Below are 23,247 nucleotides of genomic sequence, written 5' to 3'. Positions count from 1 at the left end.
GAGCGTGCTCTTTCGGTGAACAGGGGCAAGGAGCAGGATGTGACCATGTCCTATGTCAAGCGTGTCATGGGTGAGGCTCACATTGGTCTGGGGCGCAGCGAAATTGGTTTCCGTGAGCTCAAAGAGGCACTAGAAATATCCATAAAATTGGGCCAGGTGGGCAATCAGATCTATGTCCAAAATTCCCTTGGTGTGGCGTATCGATCCGTCGGAGCGATGACGGAGGCGGTCGAGTGTCACGTCACCGCTCGTGATCTCGCGGAGCGTCATGGCCGACGCAGTGGGGATGCCGAGATCCTCACGGACCTGGGGGTGACCCATGCCGCGGCGGGGAGTCATGCGGAAGCCACGAAGGCCCTGGAGAAGGCCCTCGCCACCGCCGTCGAGCGGGACGAGCGCTACATCGCCGCTCGGGCCTCGCTCGCTCTGGGCCGGCTCCCCGAACCGCTGGTGAAACCGGACCGGGCCCGGGAGCTGCTCACCGACGCGCTTGGGACCTTCGAGGAACTCGACCTGCCCGAGGTCGCGCAGACCCGCGAGGCGCTCCGAGAGTTGGACGGTTAGACGAGTCGGCGCGCGCCCCGCCTTCTCCTCGCCCCCGGAGCCTTCCAGCCCCCATGGCGGCGCATCGACCGCAGGTACAGCTTCGACGGCAGAGTCCGTACCGGGCGCGGGATCCTCGGGTACACCGCCCTGGTCACCCGGATCAACCGGTCGAACCGGCGCTGCTTCTCGGCCGACCACGGGATACCGAAGTCCCGACGCAGTTCGTTCGGCAGCAGCCCACCGGTGAGGAATCGCTGGGCGCAGGTGAGCGGCCACAGCAACCGGTTCCGCGGCCGGAAGACCCCGTTGGCCAGCTCACGGGCGACCGGGCCGACATCGAGGTTGGCCAGGCTCCGCTCCCAGTACGCCTCGAACTCCTCCGGGGTCGAGGGCCACGCCTCCTCCGGCAGGCCCAGTGCGGTCGCGTACACCGAGGCCTCTCGTAGGAACGCCTCCCGCTCGCCCGACGCGAACTCGCCGATGACGAGTTCGTGCAGCCGTTCCCCGGATCGGTAGAGGGTCGCGCCGACCCACAACAGCAGTTCGGGGTCGAGTGCGTCGTAGCCGGGGCCGCGCACCTTGCGGTGCATGGCGTGCACGATCGCCCGGACCCGTGCGCGCTCCTCGTCCGTTCCCAGCGCCGTTCCGTACAGGTAGAACAGGGTGCCACGCAGGCGGTCGAGGGGGCGGGAGGTGAAGTCGCTGTGGTCGGACACGCCCTGGGCGACGGAGGGGTGGGCGATCTGGAGCAGGATCGCGTAACCGGCCCCGGCCAGGAGACCGGACTCTGCCTGGACCCGGCGCAGCATCGATTGGTCGGACGATCGGTCCATGTCTGGATGGTAGGTCAAGGACCGGAGTCGTGGGCGATGACGCGCGCGTCCCGGTTCGTTCCGGTGACCACAGGTCGTCGACCATCACGGCGATCCCACGGAACGTCGTGGTCGGTGGAGCGCGGGTCGTCCGGGCCCAGGACCTCCGAGCCCGATCCGAGCAGTGGCGCCACGGCCTCCTCGTGCGGGAGTCGGGAGAGTTCGAGTCCGGGAAGGGAACGTGGTCCGGGGACGCTCATCGGACACCTCTCGGGGTGGCGACGGGGTGTCGTCCGTTGTGTCACGCGTGGTCCATGACGTCCACGGGTCTCGATCGGAAGGTGTCGGAGCCGAGGTCTCCGAAGCGCTCGGCGGTGGGGGTAAGGGAACTGTTACCCGAAGGTGAGGTCCGCTCGAAACGTCGCGTGGTCGGATCCCCTCTCGGCCTTTCGCGGTGCCGTACCGGCACCGAATCTGGAAGGTGTCCTTCCAGTTAGGGGGTTCATGCCGTCCGGAACCAACCAGTACCAGCGTCCGGAACTCGCCCCTCCGCCCCGTGCCCTCCGCGCGGTCCCGGAACCGGATCGGGCCAACAGGGGGCTTGACGGGCCGTGACGCTCTCTTTACCGTCTTCGACAACCGGGTGGAGGACGTTCCCGACGACCACGGGGCCGTTCTCGGCCGAGCCCGGAACCCACGGAACTAACCGGACGTGGGGCCTCCGCCCGATCCCCTGGACCGGTGACGGTCCGGGTCATCCCGCTACGACCCTCCGGGGTCGTGACCCCCAGGAAGGGCACGATTCATGACCGTGCGCAGCAAGATCCGATCGACCGCCGCCGTCGCCGCCGGAACCGCCCTGGCCTTCGGCCTCATGCCCGCGGGCACCGCCAGCGCCCACGGCTACATCTCCGACCCGCCCAGCCGGCAGGCCCAGTGCGCCGCCGGTGTCGTCGAGTGCGGTCCCATCCAGTGGGAGCCGCAGAGCGTCGAGGGCCCCCAGGGCCTGATGGATTGCGCCGGAGGCAACGAGATCTACTCCGAGCTCAACGACGACGACTACGGCTGGGACGTCACCCCGGTCGGCACCACCGCCACCTTCGACTGGATCATCACCGCCAACCACTCCACCTCCACGTGGGAGTACTTCATCGACGGGGAGCTGGTCGCGAGCTTCGACGACGGTGGAGCCCAGCCGCCGGACTACTTCTCCCACGACGTCGACCTGTCCGGGTACAGCGGTGAGCAGACCATCCTGGCCCGTTGGAACGTCGCCGACACCCCCAACGCGTTCTACAACTGCATCGACGTCAACGTCGGCGCCCTGTAACGGCACGAGCCCACCACACCCCTGACCCCCGCGTTCCGGTCCGGCCCCCCACGGCCGGACCGGAGTGCGTTCCCGGTCCCCCTCGACCCGGGCCGGAACAGGGGACCGATCGAGCCCCGAGAACCGGACGGGTCGGGTCGACCTCATCGAGGACGGACGGGACGGGTGGCCGCCGCCCCGCGCGGTGGCCCTAACCCGCGGCGACGGTCTTCACCGGCCGGGCCGCCTGACCCTCCCCGGGCCCGATGTCGGGCCGACGGTCCACACAACGTGTACGGTCCTCGAACGCCTTGGCGAAGCGCAGCAACTCCACGTCCCGGTAATGGTCCGCCGCCATCTGGAACCCCACGGGAAGACCCGAACGGGTGAATCCGGCCGGCACCGCCAGCACCGGAAGCCCGGTGGCGGAGAGCACGCAGGCCGAACGCATCCAGTCCAGGTAGGTGGGGGTCTCCACCCCGTCGACCGAGGCCGGGTAGCGCCACCGGGCGTCGAAGGGCACCACCTGTGCGGCGGGACTCACGAAGAGGTCGTACCGCGAGTGGAAGTCCCGGACGGCGGCGGCCAGACGGGTCCGTGCGAGGGTCGCGTCGATGATCCGACCCGAGTCCAGGGCCCATCCGGTCTCCACGTTCCAGACCACCTCGGGCTTGACGAGATCCCGGTGTTCGCGCACCAACGGCCCGAGCGCGGCGGCGAAGCCCAGGGCACGGGTGGTCAGGAAGACCTCGTCGGCTCCGGAAAGGTCCGGAGCGGCCTCCTCCACGACGGCCCCGGCCTCCTCGAAGACACGCAACCTCCGGGTCAGAACGTCCAGGACCCCGGGCTCCACGGGGACACCGATCCCCAGGTCCGGACTCCAGCCGATACGTACGCCCCGCAGGTCGCCGACGATCGGCCCGGAGAAGTCGTCCCCGGTCAGTGGCGCCGCGGGCACCACCCGTTCCGAGGGCCCCGACACCGCCGACATGAACAGGGCGATGTCGGACACCTCGCGGGCCATCGGTCCGGTGCGGCCCAACCACGCCTGGTCGTCGATCGGCGTGGGCGACGGGATCACCCCATAGGAGGGGCGGAAGCCGACCACACCGCAGAAGGACGCGGGGATGCGCAACGAGCCGCCCACGTCCGAGCCCTCGCCGAGAGGCTGGACACCGAGGGCGATGGCCGCCGCCACCCCGCCGGAGGAGCCTCCGGCGCTGAGCGTGGGGTCGTAGGGGTTGGTGGTGGTGCCGAAGACCTCGTTGAAGGTGTGCGAGCCCGCCCCGAACTCCGGGACGTTGGACTTGCCGGTGGCGACCACCCCCGCGGCGCGCAGCCGGGCGATGACGAGGTCGTCCTCCTCGGGCACGTGGTCGGCGAAGATCGGGGATCCGCTCGTACTGCGCGTCCCCGCCACCGCGTGGGTGTCCTTGTGGGTCATCGGGAGACCGTGCAGAGGCGGTGTCTCGGCCCCGGACACGGTGAGTCGATCCGCGGCCTCGGCGGCGTCGTAGGCATGCTCGGGATCGACCGTGACCACGGCGTTGACCGCCGGGTTCACCTCGTCGATCCGTTCCAGATGGGCGTCGAGCGCCTCCCTCGCGGACACCTTCCCGCGACGGATCGCGCCCACCAGTTCCGCCGCCGACATCCCCAGGATCTCGTCCATGGTCGCTCACGGCCTCCTTCGTGCGCCGGTCGGCCGGTCACCGTGCGCGTCGGTGACAATGCTGTTGACATGGTGCCCGCGCGATCGCGGTGCCGTCCATGACGACCGGACACGCCCGCCCGTCGCCCAAGGCGTCGACACAGAGGGAGAACCGCGCGATGACCGTCCACCCGGAGCCCACCGGCCTCGCCGACCCGGCCGGTCTGGACACCGAACGCGTGCACCGGATCTACCGACACCCGCACGCCAACCCCGAACTCTCCATGCGCGAGCACGCGACCGCCGACTTCATCGAGGCCGAACTCGACGACCTCGGCATCTCGCACTTCCGCTGCGGCGGCACCGGGGTGGTCGGGGTCGTCCACAACGGTGAGGGGGTGAGGGTCCCGTGGTGGCGTTCCGCGCCGACACCGACGCGCTGCCGATCCGTGCGGAGAGCGGTCTGGACCACGCCAGCACGGCCGTCGGTACGCTCGACGACGGCACCGAGGCCCCGGTGATGCACGGCTGTGGCCACGACACCCACATCACGTCCGCGCTCACGGCCGCCCGCGCCCTGGCCCTCGGCCTCGACGCGTGGTCGGGAACACTCGTCCTGGTGTTCCAACCCGGTGAGGAGACCGCGGTCGGCGCACGCGTGATGGTCGACGACGGACTCTGGGACCGGGCCCCTCGACCCGACATCGTCCTCGGCCGGCACGTGATGCCGCTGCCGGTCGGCACCGTGACGGTCGGCCACGGCACCGCGATGTCCATGGCCGACTCGCTGAAGGTGACGCTGTACGGTCGCCAGGCCCATGGTTCACAGCCCCAGGCCTCGGTCGACCCGATCGTGCTCGGCGCGCACGTCGTCACCCGGCTGCAGACCATCGTGTCCCGTGAACTGGACCCGCGGTCCCCGGCCGTGATCACCTGCGGCACCTTCCACGCCGGGATCAAGGAGAACATCATCCCGGCCCAGGCGGAGTTCACCCTGAACATCCGCACGTTCGAACCCGAGGTGCGCGACCAGGTGCTCGCGGCGGTACGACGCGTCATCACCGGGGAGGCGGCCGTCTCCAACGCCCCCGAGCCACTGATCGAGGAGCTCTACCGATTCCCGCGTTGCCACAACGACCCCGACGAGGCCGTGCGGATCGAAACCGCCCTGCGCGCCGAACCGGGGGAGGACAACGTGTCCGAGGGCGCCCCGAACATGGGCAGCGAGGACTTCGGCCACCTCGCCGACGCCATCGGTGTGCCGTCGGTCTACTGGATGTTCGGCGGCTTCGACCCCGCTGACGGTGAGCCGCCGTCGAACCACTCGCCCTACTTCGCCCCGGTCATGGAGCCGACGCTCACCACCGGGGCCCGGGCGGCGATCACCGGGATCCTGACCTACCTCGGTTCGGGCGCGGATCGCTCCGGTGACTGATCGGCCGGAACCGGAGTGAAGGACCCCGGGAACGACGAAGGCCGGTCCCGTAGGACCGGCCTTCGTGCTCGTCGGGGTGGCGGGATTTGAACCCACGACCTCTTCGTCCCGAACGAAGCGCGCTGCCAAGCTGCGCTACACCCCGAAGCAACGTCCCCAAGTCTAGCGGACTCGGGGAGTGCTCGCGACGCGGTTCACGCCACACCGTCCCGGTACGGCTCAGGCCCCCGGAACCAGGTCCAGCAGGGACGCCTCGGGGCGGCAGCAGAACCGCACCGGGGCGTACGGGGAGGTGCCCATACCGCCGGAGACGTGCAGCCACGCCTTCCCGTACTCGTTCAGCCCCCAGGCCCGTTTGCGGTCGATCCCGCAGTTGGTCACCAGGGTCCCGTAGAACGGCAGGCACAACTGGCCGCCGTGGGTGTGACCGGCCAACAGGAGTTGGTAGCCGTCGGCCTCGAACCGGTCCAGGTTGGCGGGTTCGGGCGAGTGCAGCACCCCCAGACGCAGGTCGGCGCTCGGATCGGCCGGGCCGGCGATGGCGTCGTACCGGTCCAGCTTGATGTGCGAGTCGTGCACGCCGCCCAGGGCCACGTCCGACTCGCCGACCTTCAACGAACCCTTGTGGTTGTTCAGGTCCAGCCAACCCGACGCCGACATCGCGGCGCCCAGCTCACGCCAGGGCAGGTCCGGCACCCGACGCTTCTTGTAGTCGTTCTTGCTGGTCCGCCACAGGTACCGAGCAGGGTTCTTCAGCTGGGGCGAGAACAGGTCGTTCGACCCGTACACGAACGCGCCGGGGCGGTCCAGGAGCGGCCCGAGCGCGTCGATGAACGGCCCCACGGCCTCCGGGTGAGCCAGGGAGTCGCCCGTGTTGATCACCAGGTCCGGCTCGTAACGTTCGAGCCCGCGGATCCAGTCGATCAGCATCTTCCGTCCGGGCGTCAGATGCGCGTCGGACAGGTGCAGGATCCGCATCCGAGGGCTGCCGGCCGGCAGCAGTGGGAGTTCGTACCTGCGCAGCCGGAACCAGTTGCGTTCGATGACCGAGGCGTACCCCAGCCCTGCCACACCGACCGCGCCCGTGATCGCGGCCGTACGCCCGATCCCGCGCAGAAGTCGTCTGCTGTCCACGCTCATCCGGCCCTCCTTCTTCGTCGATCGATCGTCTCAGATCCGGAACCGTCCCGTGCACAAAGCGTTGGTCCGCGCGGGAGCGCCGGCAATAGGATCAGGTCATGTCCGAACTCAAAGATCGCATCAAGTCCGACCTCACCGCCTCCATGAAGGCGCGTGAGAAGGTGCGCACCGCGACCCTCCGTATGGTGCTCGCCGCCATCTCCACCGAGGAGGCGGCCGGTTCCACCCAGCGTTCCCTGAGCGACGATGAGGTCACCAAGCTCCTGGTCCGTGAGGCCAAGAAGCGCCGCGAGGCCGCCGAGGCCTTCGACAAGGGCGGTCGCGTCGAAGACGCCGCCAACGAGCGCGCCGAGAGCGAGATCCTTTCGGACTACCTGCCCAAGCCTCTCACCGACGAGGAGCTCTCCCAGTTGGTCGCCGCCGCGATCGCCGAGACCGGAGCCTCCGGGATGAAGGAGATGGGCAAGGTCATGAAGGTGGTCAACCCGCAGGTCGCGGGCCGTGCCGACGGCGCCCGTGTGGCCGCGGAGGTCAAGAGCCGACTGGCCTGACGAACGGGCTCCAAGAACGAAAGGGGGCGGGGTGACAAGATCACCCCGCCCCCTTTTCCCGTGTGTTCGGGCTTCGGTCAGTCCTGTTCGCTCCGGCCGTTGTTCACCGGGCCGGCCGGTAGGACCGGGTGCCAGTCGGTTCCGCCGGAGGTCCCTCCGGCGCTCTCCCGGCCGGTGCCGTCACTGAGGAACACGTTGACCGTGGCCCCTTCCGGCAGGCGGCTTCCGGGGTCCGGGTTCACCGCGGCCACCGAACCCTCCGGCTCGGAGGAGCGCAGCGCGGTCCCCGACACGTTCACGGAGTAGCCGGCCTCCTCCAGCGCGGACACCGCCGCGGACTCCGGCATGCCGACCACGTCGGGCACGCCGCCGTCGTCGCCGGCCGGGCTGGCCTCTTCGTCCGCGTCGTCATCGTCGTCATCGTCGTTGGAGGAACGCGGTTCGGAGGTGGAACCGAATCGGCCGGGCGCGGACGCCAGCTGTTCGACCTCCAGGCCCTCGTGGGCACCGCGCATGGTCTCCTGCCAGATGGGCCCGGGGATCGTGGCCCCGTAGACCACCCCGAAGTACCGGTCGCCGATGGTGACGTTGCGCAGCGGGTACTGCTGCGGGCCGCGCGGGTCGCCGACGAAGACGGCGCTGGCCATCTGCGGGGTGAACCCGGCGAACCAGGCGGCCGCCGAACCGTCGGTGGTACCGGTCTTGCCCGCGGCGGGTCGGCCGATGCCGAGACTGGCCGCGGTACCGCCGTTGAAGGGCTGCGTCAGCAGGTAGGCGGTGCCGTCGGCGACGTCCTCATCGATGACCTGGTCGCACTCGGGCTCGATGTCGATCGTGGCACCGGCCTGGTTGTCCTCGATCTTGGTGATGGCCTGCGGTTCGCAGTACTGGCCGCCGGCGGCGAAGGTGGCGTAGGCGTTGGCCACCCGCAGCGGGGAGACCTCCTCACTGCCCAGGGTGAAGCTGCTGTTGGCGAGCGAGTTGGCGTTCTCCGTGAACAGGGTGCCGTCGGCGCGTCGCAGCCCCAGCTTCTCGGCCATCTCCATGGTGTTGCACAGCCCGGCCCGCGCCTGCAGTTGCGCGAAGAAGGTGTTGGACGAGGCCTTGGTGCCGGAGATCATGTTGTGGTTGCCCGCGTTGCTGTCACCCGCGTTGCTCAGCGACCAGCTCTCCAGGCGTCCGCCGTTGCAGGCGGTCTGTCCGCTCACCGTGGTGGAACTCGGCGAGTTGAAGGAGGTACTGAACGGCAGTCCCTGTTCGAGGGCCGCGGCCAGTGTGAACGCCTTGAAGGTCGAACCGGCCTGGAAGCCGCTGCTGCCGCCTCGGTCGGAGTCGGTGGCGAAGTTGATCGACGTCTCGCCGAGTCGGCTCTCGTCCGGTCCGTAGTTGCGGCTCTGCATCATGCCGAGGATGTGGCCGGTCCCGGGCTCGACGACGGCCTGCGCGGCCACCTTGCGGGACTCGTTCTCACGGGGCACCCACTTGTCCACGGCGGCCTGGCCGGCCTCCTGGGTCTGCGGGTCCAGGGTGGTGTGGATCTCCAGACCCGCGGTGCGCAACCAGCGGGCGCGCTCGGTCTCGTTGGGGCCGAACCGCTCGTCCTGTTCGATCTCCTGCACCACGTAGTCGCAGAAGAAGGGCTGGTCACTGGGTACACACCCGTTGGGCGGGGTGTCCAGTTCCAGTTCCAGCTTCTCCTCCTTGGCCTCGTCGGCCTCCGCCTCGCTGATGGCGCCCGTGGTGACCATGCGGTCGAGGACGACGTTGCGTCTCTCCTCGGTCTGTTCGGGGAAGAAACGGGGGTTGTACAGGTAGGGATAGCGGACCAGACCGGCGATGGTCGCGGCCTGGTGCAGTTCCAGATCGGCCGCGGACACCTGGAAGAAGTGCTGGGCGGCGGATTCGACACCGTAGGCGCCGTCGCTGAAGTAGGCGATGTTGAGGTAGCCCTCGAGGATCTCGTCCTTGGTCATCCGCTGTTCCAGGGCGACCGCGTAGCGCAGCTCCCGGATCTTGCGGGAGATCGTCTCCTCGCGGGCGTGGTCCAGTTCTTCCTGTGAGGTGGCCGCCTCGATCTGTACGTTCTTGACGTACTGTTGGGTGATCGAGGAAGCACCCTCGGTGTTCCCGCCCATCGTGCGGATGGCGGCGCGCAGGGTGCCCGACACGTCCAGGCCACCGTGCTCGTAGAAGCGGGAGTCCTCGATCGCCATGATCGCTTTGGTCATGTTCGGGGAGATGTCCTCGAAGTCGACCAGTTCACGGTTCTGGTCGAAGATCTCCGCGATGACGCCGCCCTCGGCGTCATAGATCGTCGAGCGTTGTGGAGGCGGAGGGGTCTCCAATTGGCTGGGCATGTCGAGAAAGCCGCTGGCGACGTTCCTGGCCGTGATCCCCAGGCCCCCGACCGCCGGCAGGGCCAACGCGGCGACCAGCAGGCCGGCGATCACGCCGACGACCATCAGTTGGCTGATTCTTTGAAGCAATGTCCCCTGACCCACCCCATCAGACTAAGTGACCGCGAACGCGATAAAGCGGTGCGATCGGTGTCGGACCCCGCTTGTTCATACGGAATCGACCGTGCCGTCGCACGAGCCGTGCCCCACGACCATCTTTTCACGGTTATCGCTGAACGATCCCGGTGCGGTTCGGCCGACGAGCACCTCCGCAGTGGTTGCGGGAGAGTGGTCGACCGGTCACGCAATGGCCCGCTCGGGCCATATCCATGAGATGGAATGTGGGTCGACCGGGTTCTGTCGGCGCGGCGGTCCGAACCGTACTTTCGAGATGTGGGGGTGAGGTGACAGTGAGGATGCCACCCACCCCGTCCGGTGACGGGAGGCCACCGTGCTCCCCTCCACTCAACCAGAGCACATCGACCACCCGTGACCACGAGACCCATCACACGTCTGGGAAGTGGGCCACATGTGGACCGATCAATGGACGACACGGGCTCTGTGCCGACGAATCGATCCCGACACGTTGTTCGTGCCGGGAGCGGCGCAGAACCAGGTGAAGGTCATCTGCCAGAGCTGTCCCGTGCGCACCGAGTGCTTGGCCGACGCACTCGACAACCGGGTCGAGTTCGGGGTCTGGGGCGGCATGACCGAACGCGAACGCCGTTCCCTGCTTCGAAAACATCCCGGTGTCAGTGACTGGGGGACGTTGCTGGAGGGCGCCCGTCGCGAGGGCGCCGGCGACCTGGCCCACTACGCGAGGACACGACAGAGTGCCTGAAAACCCCTACCGTTCGTCCCCCGCCAACGCCGATCCGATCTCCCGCAGCCCCGACAGGTCGTGCACGTCCTCGGGACGGGCGGCCACCTCCGTCACCCGGACATCGGGATGCGTGGCCCACATCCGTTCGCACAGCCGCAGTTCCCGCTCGCGCCTGCGCACACGTTCGGCGTGCAGCCGCAACGCCGCCACGGCCAACGGATGTGTGTCCGCCAGGGTGTCGGCCGCCGTCGAGGCCCGCTCGGCGCTCAAGCCGGCACTCGGGCCCTTGGACAGCGGATGGGTGCGGTTCACGACCAGCCCCGCCAAGGGCATCGTGTCCTCGGCGAGTCGCTTCACGAAGAAGGAGGCCTCGCGCATGGCGTCGGTGTCGGGCACGGCCACCACCACGAACGCGGTTCCCGGGGCGCGCAGCAGTCGGTAGGTGCGTTCGGCGCGCTCCTGGAACCCGCCGAACACCGTGTCGAAGGCGGCGACGAAGGATCTCAGGTCGCTCAGGAACTGGGCGCCCACGATCTTGCCCACCGCCGAGCCCACCATGTTCATCCCCGCGCCCAACAGCCGGAAGGCGCCCGAACCGGCCGGGCTCAGGAAGCGGATGAGCCTGCCGTCCAGGAATCGGCCGAGACGCTCGGGCGCGTCCAGGAAGTCCAGGGCCGAGCGGCTGGGCGGGGTGTCCACGACGATCAGGTCCCACTCACCGGACTGGCGCAACTGGCCCAGCTTCTCCATCGCCATGTACTCCTGCGTGCCGGAGAAGCTCGTGGAGAGGGTCTGGTAGAAGGGGTTGGCCAGGATTTGACGGGCCCGTTCCGGGTCGGCGTGCTCCCGCACGACCTCGTCGAAGGTCCGCTTCATGTCGAGCATCATCGCGTGCAGGCTGCCCTGGTCGGCCCGGCCCGCCCGGGGGACCCGGCCATCGTGGACGTCCAGGGAACCGGCCGTGACGGGCCGCGGCAACGGAACCGGACGCGGGGTGTTGTCCAGCTCCTCCAGCCCCATGGACTGGGCCAGACGCCGGGCCGGGTCCACGGTGATCACCACGGTGCGCCGCCCCCGTTCGGCCGCGCGCAGCGCCAACGCCGCGGCCGTGGTGGTCTTGCCCACGCCACCGGCACCGCAGCACACCACGATCCTCGTACCGGGATCGTCGAGCAGCGCGTCCACGTCCATCCGCCTCGGGCCGGGCCCCCGCGCTTCACCGGTCACCTGCGCACCCCCTGCTCTCTCAGCCGCCGGGCCAACCCGGTCAGCGCCGCCCGGTCCATCCCGCCTTCCAACCGGGGCAACTCCACCAGGGGGTGCCCCACGTCCTCCAACCCACCCCGTACCCGCAGCTCCAGCAGGTGTCGCAGCGCGTAGGACCGCACCTCCCCGGCGAGGTCGGCGGACAGACCCGCAGGGTCGGCCAACCCGGCGGCCTCGAGCCCCTCGGCGAGCGCCACCTCGTCCAGCTCTCCGACGGCCACGGCGGCCGACTCCGCCTCCTCCAGCAACCTCGGACCGACCATGTTCACCAGGACGGTGCCCGGCCGCAGCCCCAGCGCCTCGATCTCGGCGATCCCGTCCCGGGTCTCCTGGGCGGGCATCTCCTCCAACAGGGTCACGAAGTGCACCCTGGTCCGCTCCGAACGGATCACCGACATGGCGCGTTCGGCGTGCTTGTGGATCGGCCCCATCCGGGCGAGTCCCGCCACCTCGGAGTTCACGTTCAGGAACCGGCCGACGCGGCCCGTGGGCGGGGCGTCCATGACCACCGCGTCGTACTGGTGCGGTCCGTCCGGGGAACGACGTCCGCCCTCACGGCGCCGGACCGCTTCGGTTGCCTTTCCGGTCAACAACACGTCCCGCAGCCCGGGGGCGATCGTGGTCGCGAAGTCCACCGCGCCCAGCTTCGTGAGGGCCCGGCCGGCCCGACGCATCCCGTAGAACAGCTCCAGGTACTCCAGCAGCGCCGACTCCGCGTCCGCCGCCAACACCGAGACCGAACCGCCGCCGGGCGCGGACAGCATCTCGCGTTCCTCGTAGGGAAGGGGCGCGCTCCCGAGCAGGGAGGCCACCCCCTGCCGGCCCTCCACCTCCACCAGCAGCACCCGACCACCGTCGGCGGCCAGAGCCAACGCCAACGCCGTCGCCGCCGTCGTCTTCCCGGTGCCGCCCTTACCCGTCACGATGTGCAACCGGGTGCCGGCGAACGCTTCCCCTGGGCCACCGCCACGCGGTCCGTGTTCACGTTCGTTCACCCCACGGAGTCTATGTGGGCCTCCCCTTCGGGGACGGGCGGTGGGTGGGCGGTTCACCTGGTCCGTCCGGCGGGCCCGGGTGAGTAAGGTGGCGGCGTTGAGGTGCGGCCCTTCGGGCCGCCGGTCACCGAGAGGGGTAGAGACCAGATGACCAAGTGGGAGTACCAGAGCGTCGCGCTGCTGTCGCACGCCACCAAGCAGATCCTCGACGGTTGGGGCGATGACGGCTGGGAGCTCGTCAGCGTCGTCCCCGCGCCGCTGCCCGAGGGCGCCGACCCGCGCAACCAGCAGTACGTCGCTTACATGAAGCGGGCGAGGTAGCGATGGCCACCCCCGAAGAGCGCATCGCCGAGTTGGGCCTCACCTTGCCCGAGGTGGTGCCTCCGGTCGCCTCGTACACGCCCACCGTTCGCAGCGGTGACCACGTGTACGTCTCCGGTCAGCTCCCCTTCGTGGACGGAAAGCTGCCCGCCACCGGCAAGGTCGGCGCCGAGGTCGACGCGCAGACCGCGCAGGACCTGGCCGCCGTGTGCGTGCTCAACGGCATCGCCGCGGTGCGCGCGGAGATCGGTGACCTGTCCAAGGTCGTGCGGATCGTGAAGGTCGGCGGTTTCGTCGCCAGTGCCCCCGACTTCACCGGTCACCCCGGTGTGATCAACGGGGCCAGCGACCTGCTCGGCCAGGTCTTCGGCGAAGCCGGCGTGCACGCCCGCGCGGCCGTCGGAGTGGCGGCCCTGCCGCTGGACTCCCCGGTCGAGGTTGACATGATCGTCGAGGTCCGCTGACCGACCCGAGGACGTCCCGACGGCTCCCGGTGGGCGCGCGGGCACGGTGTGGCTTTTGCGAACGACAGGAGTGCTCCGATGACCGAGAACGAGGGTGTGGTCCGGCCTCGTCCCGCCGCCACCGTGATGCTGTTGCGTCCGGTGACGGATGTCGCGGGCGCCCCGGGAGGGCGGCCCATGGAGGTCCTGCTGATGCGCAGGGTTCCCTCCATGGGCTTCGCCCCGGGCGCCTACGTGTTCCCGGGAGGAAGGGTCGACGAGCGCGACGCCGACGGTGACCTGCCGTGGACCGGTCCGGCCCCTGAGGAATGGTCGAAGATCCTCGGTGTCGACGTGCCCATGGCCCGGGCCCTCGTCTGCGCCGCGGTCCGAGAGACCTTCGAGGAGACCGGCGTGCTGTTGGCCAGTGAACCGGAGCACGCGAGCGACACGGCCATCACCCTGGACACCGACACCGAGGACTGGGAGCGGGACCGGCTCGGTCTCATCGACCACTCGCGTTCGTTCACCGAGGTGTTGTCCCGGCGCGGCCTGGTGCTGCGCTCGGAGTGGTTGCGCGCCTGGTCGAGGTGGATCACACCCGCACGGGAACCGCGCCGTTACGACACCTGGTTCTTCACCGCCGAACTACCCCCGGGGCAGCGGCCTCGTGACGTGGGCGGGGAGGCCGACCACACCCAGTGGGTCGATCCCTCGGTGGTGGCCCCGGAATGGCACGCGGGGCGAATGCCGATGCTGCCCCCGACCGTCATCGCTTGCGCGGAGCTGGCGGACCGTCGGACCCTCGAAGGTGTACGAGACGCCCAACGGGATATCGTTCCCCTCGAACCGGAGGTTCGGGAGATGGACGGACATCTCCGTGTGGTCGCCCCGGACGGCACGGACTTTCCGTTGCCGAGACCGAACACGAGGACCTGAGAGCACGGCGCCCTGAGACCGACGTCGTGGGGACCGCCGATGGTGTGACGGACACGATGGAGTCGTTCGACGGTAGGGGCGCCCGGTCGCGGATAGGTATCCCACCATGGTCCCTTGGTCGTCCTTCAGACCGGTCCGGTTCCTGCGAGTGAAGCGAGGTGCGATGAGGATCGACGGTTCCGGGACGCTGCGCGCCGGTTGCGTGCTGTGCCCCAACCCTGGCCCGATGACCCTGGAGGGGACCAACACCTGGATCCTGCGTGAACCGGGAGCGCGGGGGGTCGTGGTCGTCGACCCCGGCCCGCACGACGAGCGGCACCTGGAACGGGTGGCTCGGACGGTACAGGAACAGGGCGCCCAGGTGCAGATGACCCTGCTGACCCACCGGCACTTCGACCACACCGAGGGTTCGCGGTACTTCGCCGAGTTGACCGGCGCCCCCGTGCACGCGGTGGACCCGAAGATGCGCCTGGGCGGGTCCGGGTTCGAGGACGGCCAGGTGATCGGCGCCGACGGTCTGGAACTCCGGGTCATCGCCACCCCCGGGCACACCGACGACTCGGTCTGCTTCCTGCTGGAGTCGGACGGCGCGATCCTCACCGGCGACACGATCCTGGGGCACGGGACCACCGTGATCGACGGGGACGACGGCCTGGCCCCCTACATGGACTCGATGTACCGCCTGCGCGACCTGGTCAGGGAATACCAGGTCCGGACGCTGTTGCCGGGGCACGGGCCGATCCTGACCTCCCCGCTCGCGGCCATCGACTCCTACATCGATCACCGTGAGTCGCGCCTGGAGCAGATCCGTGGTGCGGTACGGGCCGGTTCCACCAAGGTGGAGGAGATCATCGATCGGGTCTACCCGGACGTCGTGGAGAGCATCCGTCCGGCCGCGGCCTCCTCGGTACGGGCGCAACTGCGCTACCTGGCGGTCAAGGGCGAACTCCCCGAGGGCGTCGAGAACTGACCCGGTTCCGAGACCCGGAGGCGCTCGTCCCACGGCATCCCGGTCATCGGTACCCCTGAACACCGACCATCCCCGAACAGCGCTGCGGCCGTCACCCCGAGGGGCGACGGCCGCACAGCGTCATCGGGTGCTCGATCCCTCTAGCGGGCGCGGCGGCGCATCCGCTCGACGTCGAGCAGCACCACGGCCTTGGCCTCGATCCGCAGCCAGCCGCGCAGGGCGAACTCGGCGAGGGCCTTGTTGACCGTCTCGCGGGAGGCGCCGACCAGCTGGGCGAGCTCCTCCTGGGTGAGGTCGTGGTGGACGTGCAGGCCGTCGTCGCCCTCCTTGCCGAACTTGTCGGCGAGTTCGAGCAGGGCCTTGGCCACACGGCCGGGCACGTCGGTGAAGACCAGGTCGGCCATCACGTCGTTGGTGCGGCGCAGTCGGGCCGCCAGCGACTTCAGCAGCTGAAGACCCACCTGCGGGCGGCTGGACAGGAACGGCCGCAGGTCGTCGTGACCGAGCCCGGCGAGCACGGAGTCGGTGACGGCCACGGCGCTCGCGGTGCGCGGGCGCGGGTCGAACAGGGAGAGTTCACCGAACATCTCGCTGGGACCGAGCACGCCCAGCAGGTTCTCGCGGCCGTCCACGGCCGTGCGGGTCAGCTTCACCTTCCCGCTGAGGATGACGTACAGGCGATCGCCCTCGTCACCTTCGTTGAACAGCGTCTGACCGCGGCCGAGACGCACCTCGTTCACCGAGGAGCGGAGCGCGGTCGTGCCCTCCTCGTCCAGCGCCTCGAACAGAGGAGCCTTCCGGAGCACCTCGTTGATCTCGTCCACACGTCCTCCTAAAACCTGACCGTCAACAGTGTGACGTATATCGCAACCCGGTGGGAAACCAGGTCGTTACCTCGGCTTGTCCGCCGGGAGACAACGCGCCCACAACAGCCGACGTCAGCCCATACGATCCTAGTCGTCATCCGCCTGTCTCAAGGCGATCCGCGCCGCATGACCGGGACATTGGCCACAAAATCCCGATCACAGGCCGAAACGCCGACACGTCGTCTGTTCCGGCGGTCCGGGCCTACCCTCGCGGTAGGACGCCTACCCTGTGACGATGCCTCGTGACACCCCTGACGCACTCGCGAAGGAGCCCACTCCCACCGGTGAGAGCCGGTTGGCGCTGGTCCGACGCGCACGGAAGATGTACCGGGAGCTCTCCGAGCTCTATCCGGACGCCCACGCCGAACTGAACTTCACCACTCCCCTGGAGCTTCTGGTCGCGACGATCCTGTCGGCGCAGTGCACCGACAAGAGGGTCAACCAGGTCACTCCCGCGCTCTTCGCGCGCTACCCCGACGCCGAGGCCTACGCATCGGCCGGGCGTGAGGAGCTGGAGGAGATGATCCGTTCGACGGGGTTCTTCCGGGCCAAGGCCAACAGCCTGATCGGTTTGGGTCAGGCCTTGTGCGAACGGCACGGCGGTGAGGTTCCGGGAAACCTCACAGACCTGGTCAAACTACCCGGTGTAGGGCGAAAAACCGCAAACGTACTGCTCGGTAACGCCTTCGATGTGCCGGGGATCACGGTGGACACCCATTTCGGGCGACTCGTCCGGCGGTTCGGGTGGACCGAGGAGGAGGACCCGGTCAAGGTCGAGCACGCCATCGGCGAGCTCTTCCCACGCAAGGACTGGACGATGCTGTCCCACCGTGTGGTCTGGCACGGTCGGCGGGTCTGCCACGCGCGCCGCCCCGCCTGTGGGGCCTGCGTGGTGGCGCACTGGTGCCCGTCCTTCGGGGAGGGTCCCACGGATCCGCCGACCGCGGAGAAACTGTTGCGCATGCGTTCGTTCGCCTGAGCCGGTTCCGAGGTCCGCTCCGGACCCGGGCGCGGACCCGGCCCGGGTCCGACCGGAGACCGCTCCCCGGTGCAGGTGAGGCCCGGTCTCCGGGAAGCACTCGGCTGCAGTTTGTACCCTGATCACGTGAGTGCGCACACATCGGCCCCCGAGACCGTGGTGGAACACGAGAGCTCCCACCATCAGATGACCGGTTGGGAACCACCCGGATGAACCGCCCGGACGTCTTCCGCGACGAGTGTCCCGTGAGACGTCCACACCCTGGCCAAAGACGACGGCGCGATGACCCCGGAACAGGTTCCCTCATGAACTCGACCCCGCTCTGGCTGTCCGCCCTCGCGGACGCCGCCCGGACCATGCCGGTGCCCGAACCCATGCGCCCGCCGGCGCGAGGAGGCCGTGAGTCGGCCGTCCTCATCCTGTTCGGTGAGACCGACCGCGGACCCGACCTGCTGCTCATCCAGCGCAAGGCCGGGCTCCGCCGGCACGCCGGCCAGCCGGCCTTCCCCGGTGGCCGGATCGAACTCACCGATCCCTCACCCGAGGCCGCCGCCCTGCGCGAGGCCGAGGAGGAGACCGGGGCGATCCCCGCCGGGATCGACGTGGTGGGCCGGCTGCCCGAGCTCTACCTGAGCTTCAGCGACTTCCGTGTCGCACCCGTGCTCGGTTGGTGGCGCGAACCGTCCGAGGTGCGAGCGGCGGACGTCGACGAGGTCGCCGCGGTCTCCCGCGTCCCCATCGCCGACCTGGCCGACCCGGCCAACCGGGTCAAGGTGCGCTACGGCGACGGGTCGATGTGGGGCCCGGGCTTCCGGGTCGACGGCATGCTCGTGTGGGGCTTCACCGGAAAGATCATCGACGAGCTGCTCGTGCTCGGCGGATGGGAACTTCCGTGGCGCGTCCGGGGTCTCACAGACGAGTTCGAAGCCACCCCGCAGGGACTGCGTCCGGTCGGTTAACCGCTCACCCTTTGGAGGACAACCGTGCTCGACGCGGTTCTGGTCGTCCTGTTGCTGCTGTTCGCGGTGACCGGCTACCGACAAGGCTTCATCGTCGGGGTGTTCAGCTTCGTCGGTTTCATCGGCGGAGGCGTGATCGCCGCCCTGACCGCACCCGGGCCGATCCAGAACTGGATCGAGGATCCGGGGCGACAGGCTCTGCTGGCGATCGCGGTGGTGTTCCTGGCCGCCGCGCTCGGCCAGTTCCTCGCCTCCTACCTGGGCACCCTGGTGCGCAACAAGGTCACCTGGGACTCGGCGCGCGTCGTGGACGCCCTGGGCGGGGCGCTCATCAGCGGCCTGTCCGTACTGCTCGTGGCCTGGTTCATCGGCAGCACGGTCGCCAATTCGGCGCTTCCACACGTCTCCCAGCAGGTCAGGGACTCGCGGATCCTCCAGTCGGTGGACACGCTCATGCCCGACGCCGCACACCAGGGCTTCTCCACCTTCCGGCGGGTGGTGGACCAGAGCGCGTTCCCGCAGGTCTTCAGCGGTCTGGGCACGGGGGAGCTCGCCGAGGTGGAGCCGCCGGACCCGGATGTGCTCACCACGCCCGAGCTCATCGAGTCGAGCCGCAGCGTGGTCAAGGTCCTGGGCACCGCCCCTTCGTGCCAGCGGCGTGTGGAGGGGACCGGGTTCGCCTACGGGGAGGACCGCATCATGACCAACGCGCACGTGGTCGCCGGGGTCACCGACGACATGCGCGTGGTCACCAGGGACGGCCACCAACTGCCCGCGACCCTGGTGCTGTTCGACGCCCAGCAGGATCTGGCGGTGCTGCACGTGCCCGGCCTGGATCTGAGCCCGCTGGACTTCAACCACGAGGCGGACCAGGGCGACGACGCCGTCGTTGCGGGTTTCCCGCGCAACAGCGGCTTCACCGCGGTGCCCGCGCGTATCCGGGCGAAGCAGACCGCGCAGGGGTCTGACTTCTACCACTCCCAGCAGGTGAGTCGGGAGATCTACCAGGTTCGCGCGGTGGTGCGTCCCGGTAACTCCGGTGGCCCGTTGCTCGCCCCGGACGGAACGGTCTACGGGGTCGTGTTCGCGGCCGCCACCAACGAGGACGAGACCGGTTACGTGCTGACCGCCGACGAGGTCGAGGAGAACGCCCAGGAGGGGCTGACCGCCACTTCCGAGGTCTCGTCCCAGACCTGTGACTGAGCCGGCCCCAGCGCGCCGTACAGCGCCGTCCCGGGCCGGTCCCGGGACGGCGCGGCGGTAGACGGGGCCGTGAGGACGTTCGGGAGACGGGCGTAGGACCGCGAACACGAAGGGGGCGCCTCCCCGGTCGGGAAGGCGCCCCCTCGTCGTATCGTCTCGGCGGCCCGGCCATCCGGTCATGGAGACCGGGTCGCCGAACAGCGTCAGTTCGAGCTTGGATCCCGGGTTTGGTCGGTGCCCAGAGGCCAGCTCATGCGCACCACCGTTCCCAGTTCCTGCGGCTCGATGCTCACCTCGTCCGCGAGACCGGTGATCACCGCCAGGCCGAGGCCGGGGGAGAACCCGGAGATGCCCCCGGGAGGGGTGTCATCGCCATCGAGGAAAAGGCCATCGAGTATGGGTTCGACATGGTTGATGGTCTCGTCCGAGTCCTTGGAGGGGGCTCGATCGGAGACCACGACCTCGAATCGTCGTGTGGCGCTCCCGTTGGCGCGTGCTGCTCGGCTCGTGGTGTCGGTGCGGGGCTCCGACACCGGATCAGCTCCGCTCCCGTCGATCAGCTGGAGCAGGATCGGCTGCGTCGGGCAGTGCAGCTTGTGCGCCGCCACCGCCCGAGAGCAGGCCTCACCGACCGCCAGCCTGATCTCATCGATCGCGGAGGCGGCGATTCCCGCCCGCCGTGCGACGGTCGCGGCCATGAGCCGAGCCGTACGCACGTGAGCGGGGAGCGCGCTGATCGTGAGCGTGATGGTTGCCATCGCTCGCTCTGGGTTACTTCGCGGAGCGCTTGTCGATGGCTTCCTGCACCGTGTCGTGGATGCCGAACACCTTGGTCAGGCCGGTGATCCGGAAGATCTTCAGGATCCGCTCCTGGGTGCACACCAGGTCCAGTGTCCCGTCATGAGCACGGACGCGCTTAAGCCCGCCCACAAGCACACCGAGGCCCGTCGAGTCCAGGAACTCCACCTTCTCCATGTTGACCACGAGGTAGAAGTTGCCCTTGTTCACAAGGTCGATGAGCAGCTCGCGAAGTCGGGGCGCGGTATAGACATCGATCTCACCCTCAACGACGACGATCTCGGTGTCGCCCTCGGTGTAATGATCAAGCTTCAAGTCCACTAGTCCTCCAGCGCCGAACCGCGAATTCTCGCGAATGGTCTCTGCCGGGCGTTACCCCACCAGCACGCATTCAACCACGGGTGTCCTGAGTGTCTGCCCGCCCTGGGGACGGGAAAACGGTGACCCCGCGCAACTCTTCCCTCGGATGTCACACTGAAACCGATGTGCGTCGGTGCCCGAGCCGTGCCCGGAGGGCCGTGTGCTCTGTGAACGTGTCCAGTGAGAGGGGTTCTCGATGAGACGGTCGGAGCCCGTGCTCCCCGGTGTGTGGCGTGACGACACCCGGTACCCGCAGGTCACCCACATCGAGCATGTGACCCGGAACGCGGGAGTGAGCGGGGACTGGCCGGAGTGGACAGCTCCCCACCTGGTCGAACGGCTGGCCGAACAGGGGATCACGAAGCCGTGGTCCCACCAGACGGCAGCCGCCGACCTCGCACGTTCGGGCCGCGATGTGATCATAGCCACCGGCACCGCCTCGGGAAAGTCGCTCGCCTTCCTCATGCCCGCCGTGGACTCGATCGACGCGGGTGGAACGGTGCTTTACCTCTCACCGACCAAAGCTCTCGCCCAGGACCAACTCCGGTGGATTACGGACCTGGGGCTTTCCGACATGCGTGCGGCCGTATATGACGGTGACACCTCCCCGGAAGAGCGCACCTGGGTACGCGAACACGCCGGCTACGTGCTCACCAACCCGGACATGCTGCACCACGGGATGCTCCCCAGGCACGGCGCGTGGGCCCGCTTCCTGCGGCGACTCCGCTACGTGGTGATCGACGAGGCGCACCGGTATCGAGGGGTGTTCGGGTCGCACGTCGCCCAGATCCTGCGGCGTTTGCGCAGGGTGTGCGCCCGCTATCGTTCGGAACCGGTTTTCGTGCTGGCCTCGGCCACCTCCGGATCCCCGGCGGAGAGCGCCACCCGGCTGACCGGTGTGCCGGTGACCGCGATCAGCGAGGACGGCTCGCCGCGACCGGGTCTGTCCGTGGCCCTCGTGGAACCGGAGATGACCGACCTCACCGGTGAGCAGGGTGCGCCGATCCGTCGTACCGCGCCTTCTCAGGCCGCCGAGATGCTGGTCGACCTGGTGCGGGACCGAGTGCGGACCCTGGTGTTCGTGCGTTCCCGGCAGGGTGCGGAGGTGGTGGCGCTGACCGCCCGGCGGATGCTCACCGAGCAGGGCGAACACGACCTGGCCGAACGGGTGGCGGCCTACCGCGGCGGGTACCTGGCCGATGACCGGCGGAGCCTGGAGGAATCGCTCCGCTCGGGAGATCTGCTGGGTCTGGCCAGCACGAACGCCCTCGAACTGGGGGTGGACATCAGCGGGTTGGACGCGGTGCTCATCGCCGGATGGCCGGGAACGCTGGCCTCCCTGTGGCAGCAGGCCGGGCGCGCGGGTCGTCGCGGCAACGACGCGCTGGCCGTGTTCATCGCCCGGGACGATCCCCTCGACACGTACCTGGCCCACCACCCCGAGGCCATTTTCGGTCGGTCGGTCGAGGCCACCGTCCTCGATCCGGAAAACCCGCACATCCTCGGTCCACACCTGTGCGCGGCCGCCCAAGAGCTCCCGATCACCCGTGCCGACTTCGATCTCTTCGGAGGGACCACTCAGGAGCGACTCGACGAACTCGTGGCGCGAGGGCTGCTGAGAAAACGTCCACGGGGCTGGTTCTGGACCAGCAATGAGAGGGCCAGTGACCTCGCCGATATTCGCGGTTCGGGTGGTCCACCCGTGCAGATCGTCGACACGGGCAGCGGCCAACTGCTCGGAGAGATCGACGAGGCGGCCGCGCACGGCACCGTCCATCCCGGCGCCGTCTATCTCCATCAGGGGATCACCCACCTGGTCGACGATCTCGACCTGGACGAGGGCGTGGCCCTGGTGCACACCGCCGAGCCGCCCTACAGCACGTGGGCCCGCGACACCACGGACATCACCATCCGCTCCGTGCTGCGCCAGGAGACCTGGCCGAGCGGCGCGAGCGTGCACTTCGGAGAGGTCGAGGTGGTCCGTCAGGTGGTGGGGTTCCTCAAACGGGACGTGCGCACCGGTTCGGTCCTCGGTGAACAGCCCCTCGACATGCCCGAACGCACTCTCCAGACCCGCGCGGTCTGGTGGACGCTGACGGAGGAGGGCGAGAACCGGCTGCGCAAGGAGGACGTGGGTCTGTTGGGCGCCGCCCACGCGGCCGAACACGCCTCCATCGGCATGTTGCCCCTGTTGGCCACCTGCGACCGCTGGGACATCGGAGGCGTCTCCACCTCCCTGCACCCCGACACCGGTCGTCTGACGGTGTTCGTCTACGACGGATACGAGGGCGGTGCCGGATTCGCCGAACGCGGTCACGCCGCCGCCCGCGCGTGGCTCACGGCGACCCGGGCGGTGATCGCCGACTGCGAGTGCGAACAGGGGTGCCCCTCCTGCATCCAGTCGCCCAAGTGCGGCACGGGCAATGAGCCGTTGAGCAAGTCCGGCGCGCTACGGCTGCTGGACGAGGTCCTCGGCGAGGTCACC

The 23,247-nt window shown here is 69.1% G+C and carries 24 protein-coding genes and 1 tRNA gene; 14 read left to right on the top strand and 11 right to left on the bottom strand.

Annotated elements, in window-relative coordinates:
* Positions 1-564: tetratricopeptide repeat protein (locus tag K8V84_RS12885; RefSeq protein ID WP_304074454.1), on the top strand; the 564-nt coding region annotated here is incomplete at its 5' end.
* Here the strand turns inward: K8V84_RS12885 and K8V84_RS12880 are convergent.
* Both K8V84_RS12880 and K8V84_RS12875 read right to left on the bottom strand, forming a co-directional pair.
* Entirely contained in the window at positions 561-1,379 is an 819-nt protein-coding gene (locus K8V84_RS12880) for an oxygenase MpaB family protein (RefSeq protein ID WP_304074452.1), read from the bottom strand. The two genes, K8V84_RS12885 and K8V84_RS12880, sit on opposite strands and share 4 nt — an antisense overlap.
* Before the next feature lie 14 nt (positions 1,380-1,393).
* The gene (locus K8V84_RS12875) at positions 1,394-1,618 is read right to left on the bottom strand and encodes a hypothetical protein (RefSeq protein WP_304074451.1); all 225 of its coding nucleotides are present in this window, start codon (positions 1,616-1,618) and stop codon (positions 1,394-1,396) included.
* Positions 1,619-2,163: 545 nt separating this feature from the next.
* Here K8V84_RS12875 and K8V84_RS12870 point away from each other — a divergent pair.
* On the top strand, positions 2,164-2,688 hold the full coding sequence (locus K8V84_RS12870; RefSeq protein ID WP_304074449.1) for a lytic polysaccharide monooxygenase: 525 nt from the start codon (positions 2,164-2,166) through the stop codon (positions 2,686-2,688).
* A 190-nt stretch (positions 2,689-2,878) separates the two neighbouring features.
* Here the strand turns inward: K8V84_RS12870 and K8V84_RS12865 are convergent, their stop codons facing one another.
* Positions 2,879-4,339 carry an amidase gene (locus tag K8V84_RS12865; protein WP_304074447.1) on the bottom strand — a complete coding sequence of 487 codons (1,461 nt, stop codon included), beginning with the start codon at positions 4,337-4,339 and terminating at the stop codon, positions 2,879-2,881.
* Between the two features lie 98 nt (positions 4,340-4,437).
* On the opposite strand from K8V84_RS12865, the gene K8V84_RS12860 reads away from it, so the two are divergent.
* Positions 4,438-4,839, top strand: coding sequence for a hypothetical protein (locus K8V84_RS12860; RefSeq protein WP_304074445.1), 402 nt, complete (start codon positions 4,438-4,440; stop codon positions 4,837-4,839).
* Positions 4,728-5,753: an amidohydrolase gene (locus tag K8V84_RS12855; RefSeq protein WP_304074443.1), complete on the top strand. Its 1,026-nt coding sequence runs from the start codon at positions 4,728-4,730 to the stop codon at positions 5,751-5,753. The genes K8V84_RS12860 and K8V84_RS12855 overlap by 112 nt, the downstream gene beginning before the upstream one ends.
* 71 nt (positions 5,754-5,824) lie before the next feature.
* Here the strand turns inward: K8V84_RS12855 and K8V84_RS12850 are convergent.
* Both K8V84_RS12850 and K8V84_RS12845 read right to left on the bottom strand, forming a co-directional pair.
* Positions 5,825-5,898: transfer RNA gene (locus K8V84_RS12850), tRNA-Pro, on the bottom strand.
* 74 nt (positions 5,899-5,972) lie between these two features.
* Positions 5,973-6,893, bottom strand: a complete 921-nt coding sequence (locus K8V84_RS12845) for a metallophosphoesterase (protein ID WP_304074441.1) — start codon at positions 6,891-6,893, stop codon at positions 5,973-5,975.
* A 98-nt stretch (positions 6,894-6,991) separates the two neighbouring features.
* Between K8V84_RS12845 and K8V84_RS12840 the strand changes: the two genes are divergently transcribed.
* Complete coding sequence (locus K8V84_RS12840; RefSeq protein WP_304074439.1) at positions 6,992-7,444, top strand: GatB/YqeY domain-containing protein; 453 nt, start codon at positions 6,992-6,994, stop codon at positions 7,442-7,444.
* A gap of 77 nt (positions 7,445-7,521) precedes the next feature.
* Here K8V84_RS12840 and K8V84_RS12835 read toward each other — a convergent pair whose 3' ends face one another.
* Positions 7,522-9,930, bottom strand: coding sequence for a penicillin-binding protein (locus K8V84_RS12835; protein WP_304074458.1), 2,409 nt, complete (start codon positions 9,928-9,930; stop codon positions 7,522-7,524).
* 439 nt (positions 9,931-10,369) lie between these two features.
* Here K8V84_RS12835 and K8V84_RS12830 point away from each other — a divergent pair, with 439 nt between their 5' ends.
* Complete coding sequence (locus tag K8V84_RS12830; RefSeq protein ID WP_304074437.1) at positions 10,370-10,681, top strand: WhiB family transcriptional regulator; 312 nt, start codon at positions 10,370-10,372, stop codon at positions 10,679-10,681.
* Between the two features lie 6 nt (positions 10,682-10,687).
* Here K8V84_RS12830 and K8V84_RS12825 read toward each other — a convergent pair whose 3' ends face one another.
* The gene (locus K8V84_RS12825; protein WP_304074457.1) at positions 10,688-11,854 is read right to left on the bottom strand and encodes an ArsA-related P-loop ATPase; all 1,167 of its coding nucleotides are present in this window, start codon (positions 11,852-11,854) and stop codon (positions 10,688-10,690) included.
* Positions 11,855-11,886: 32 nt separating this feature from the next.
* On the bottom strand, positions 11,887-12,924 hold the full coding sequence (locus tag K8V84_RS12820; protein WP_304074435.1) for an ArsA-related P-loop ATPase: 1,038 nt from the start codon (positions 12,922-12,924) through the stop codon (positions 11,887-11,889).
* Positions 12,925-13,071: 147 nt separating this feature from the next.
* Here K8V84_RS12820 and K8V84_RS12815 point away from each other — a divergent pair, with 147 nt between their 5' ends.
* From K8V84_RS12815 to K8V84_RS12800, 4 genes are all read left to right on the top strand, one after another.
* Positions 13,072-13,245: a DUF4177 domain-containing protein gene (locus K8V84_RS12815; protein WP_304074434.1), complete on the top strand. Its 174-nt coding sequence runs from the start codon at positions 13,072-13,074 to the stop codon at positions 13,243-13,245.
* Between the two features lie 2 nt (positions 13,246-13,247).
* Positions 13,248-13,709 (top strand): RidA family protein, encoded by a 462-nt coding sequence (locus K8V84_RS12810; protein ID WP_304074433.1) that lies wholly within the window; start codon positions 13,248-13,250, stop codon positions 13,707-13,709.
* Positions 13,710-13,787: 78 nt separating this feature from the next.
* The gene (locus K8V84_RS12805; protein ID WP_304074431.1) at positions 13,788-14,627 is read left to right on the top strand and encodes an NUDIX hydrolase; all 840 of its coding nucleotides are present in this window, start codon (positions 13,788-13,790) and stop codon (positions 14,625-14,627) included.
* Between the two features lie 163 nt (positions 14,628-14,790).
* Positions 14,791-15,597: an MBL fold metallo-hydrolase gene (locus K8V84_RS12800; protein ID WP_304074429.1), complete on the top strand. Its 807-nt coding sequence runs from the start codon at positions 14,791-14,793 to the stop codon at positions 15,595-15,597.
* Between the two features lie 140 nt (positions 15,598-15,737).
* Here the strand turns inward: K8V84_RS12800 and K8V84_RS12795 are convergent, their stop codons facing one another.
* The gene (locus K8V84_RS12795; protein WP_304074456.1) at positions 15,738-16,412 is read right to left on the bottom strand and encodes a Crp/Fnr family transcriptional regulator; all 675 of its coding nucleotides are present in this window, start codon (positions 16,410-16,412) and stop codon (positions 15,738-15,740) included.
* Between the two features lie 286 nt (positions 16,413-16,698).
* Between K8V84_RS12795 and nth the strand changes: the two genes are divergently transcribed.
* The 3 genes from nth (at position 16,699) to K8V84_RS12780 (ending at position 19,604) form a co-directional block, all read left to right on the top strand.
* Complete coding sequence (gene nth / locus K8V84_RS12790) at positions 16,699-17,442, top strand: endonuclease III (RefSeq protein WP_304074427.1); 744 nt, start codon at positions 16,699-16,701, stop codon at positions 17,440-17,442.
* Positions 17,443-17,747: 305 nt separating this feature from the next.
* Entirely contained in the window at positions 17,748-18,401 is a 654-nt protein-coding gene (locus tag K8V84_RS12785; protein ID WP_304074426.1) for a CoA pyrophosphatase, read from the top strand.
* Between the two features lie 24 nt (positions 18,402-18,425).
* The gene (locus tag K8V84_RS12780; protein WP_304074425.1) at positions 18,426-19,604 is read left to right on the top strand and encodes a MarP family serine protease; all 1,179 of its coding nucleotides are present in this window, start codon (positions 18,426-18,428) and stop codon (positions 19,602-19,604) included.
* A gap of 203 nt (positions 19,605-19,807) precedes the next feature.
* On the opposite strand, the gene K8V84_RS12775 is transcribed toward K8V84_RS12780, so the two are convergent.
* Positions 19,808-20,362 carry an ATP-binding protein gene (locus K8V84_RS12775; protein ID WP_304074424.1) on the bottom strand — a complete coding sequence of 185 codons (555 nt, stop codon included), beginning with the start codon at positions 20,360-20,362 and terminating at the stop codon, positions 19,808-19,810.
* 13 nt (positions 20,363-20,375) lie between these two features.
* Positions 20,376-20,723 (bottom strand): STAS domain-containing protein, encoded by a 348-nt coding sequence (locus K8V84_RS12770; protein WP_067603943.1) that lies wholly within the window; start codon positions 20,721-20,723, stop codon positions 20,376-20,378.
* 235 nt (positions 20,724-20,958) lie between these two features.
* Here K8V84_RS12770 and K8V84_RS12765 point away from each other — a divergent pair.
* The coding region (locus tag K8V84_RS12765) for a DEAD/DEAH box helicase (protein ID WP_304074422.1) at positions 20,959-23,247 on the top strand (2,289 nt) is incomplete at its 3' end.

This window comes from Nocardiopsis listeri (genome assembly GCF_020741345.1).
In the GTDB taxonomy this organism is placed as follows: domain Bacteria; phylum Actinomycetota; class Actinomycetes; order Streptosporangiales; family Streptosporangiaceae; genus Nocardiopsis; species Nocardiopsis listeri_A.
The sequence above is the reverse complement of the archived record's forward strand: the minus strand, read 5'-3'. Positions and strand labels throughout refer to the sequence as shown.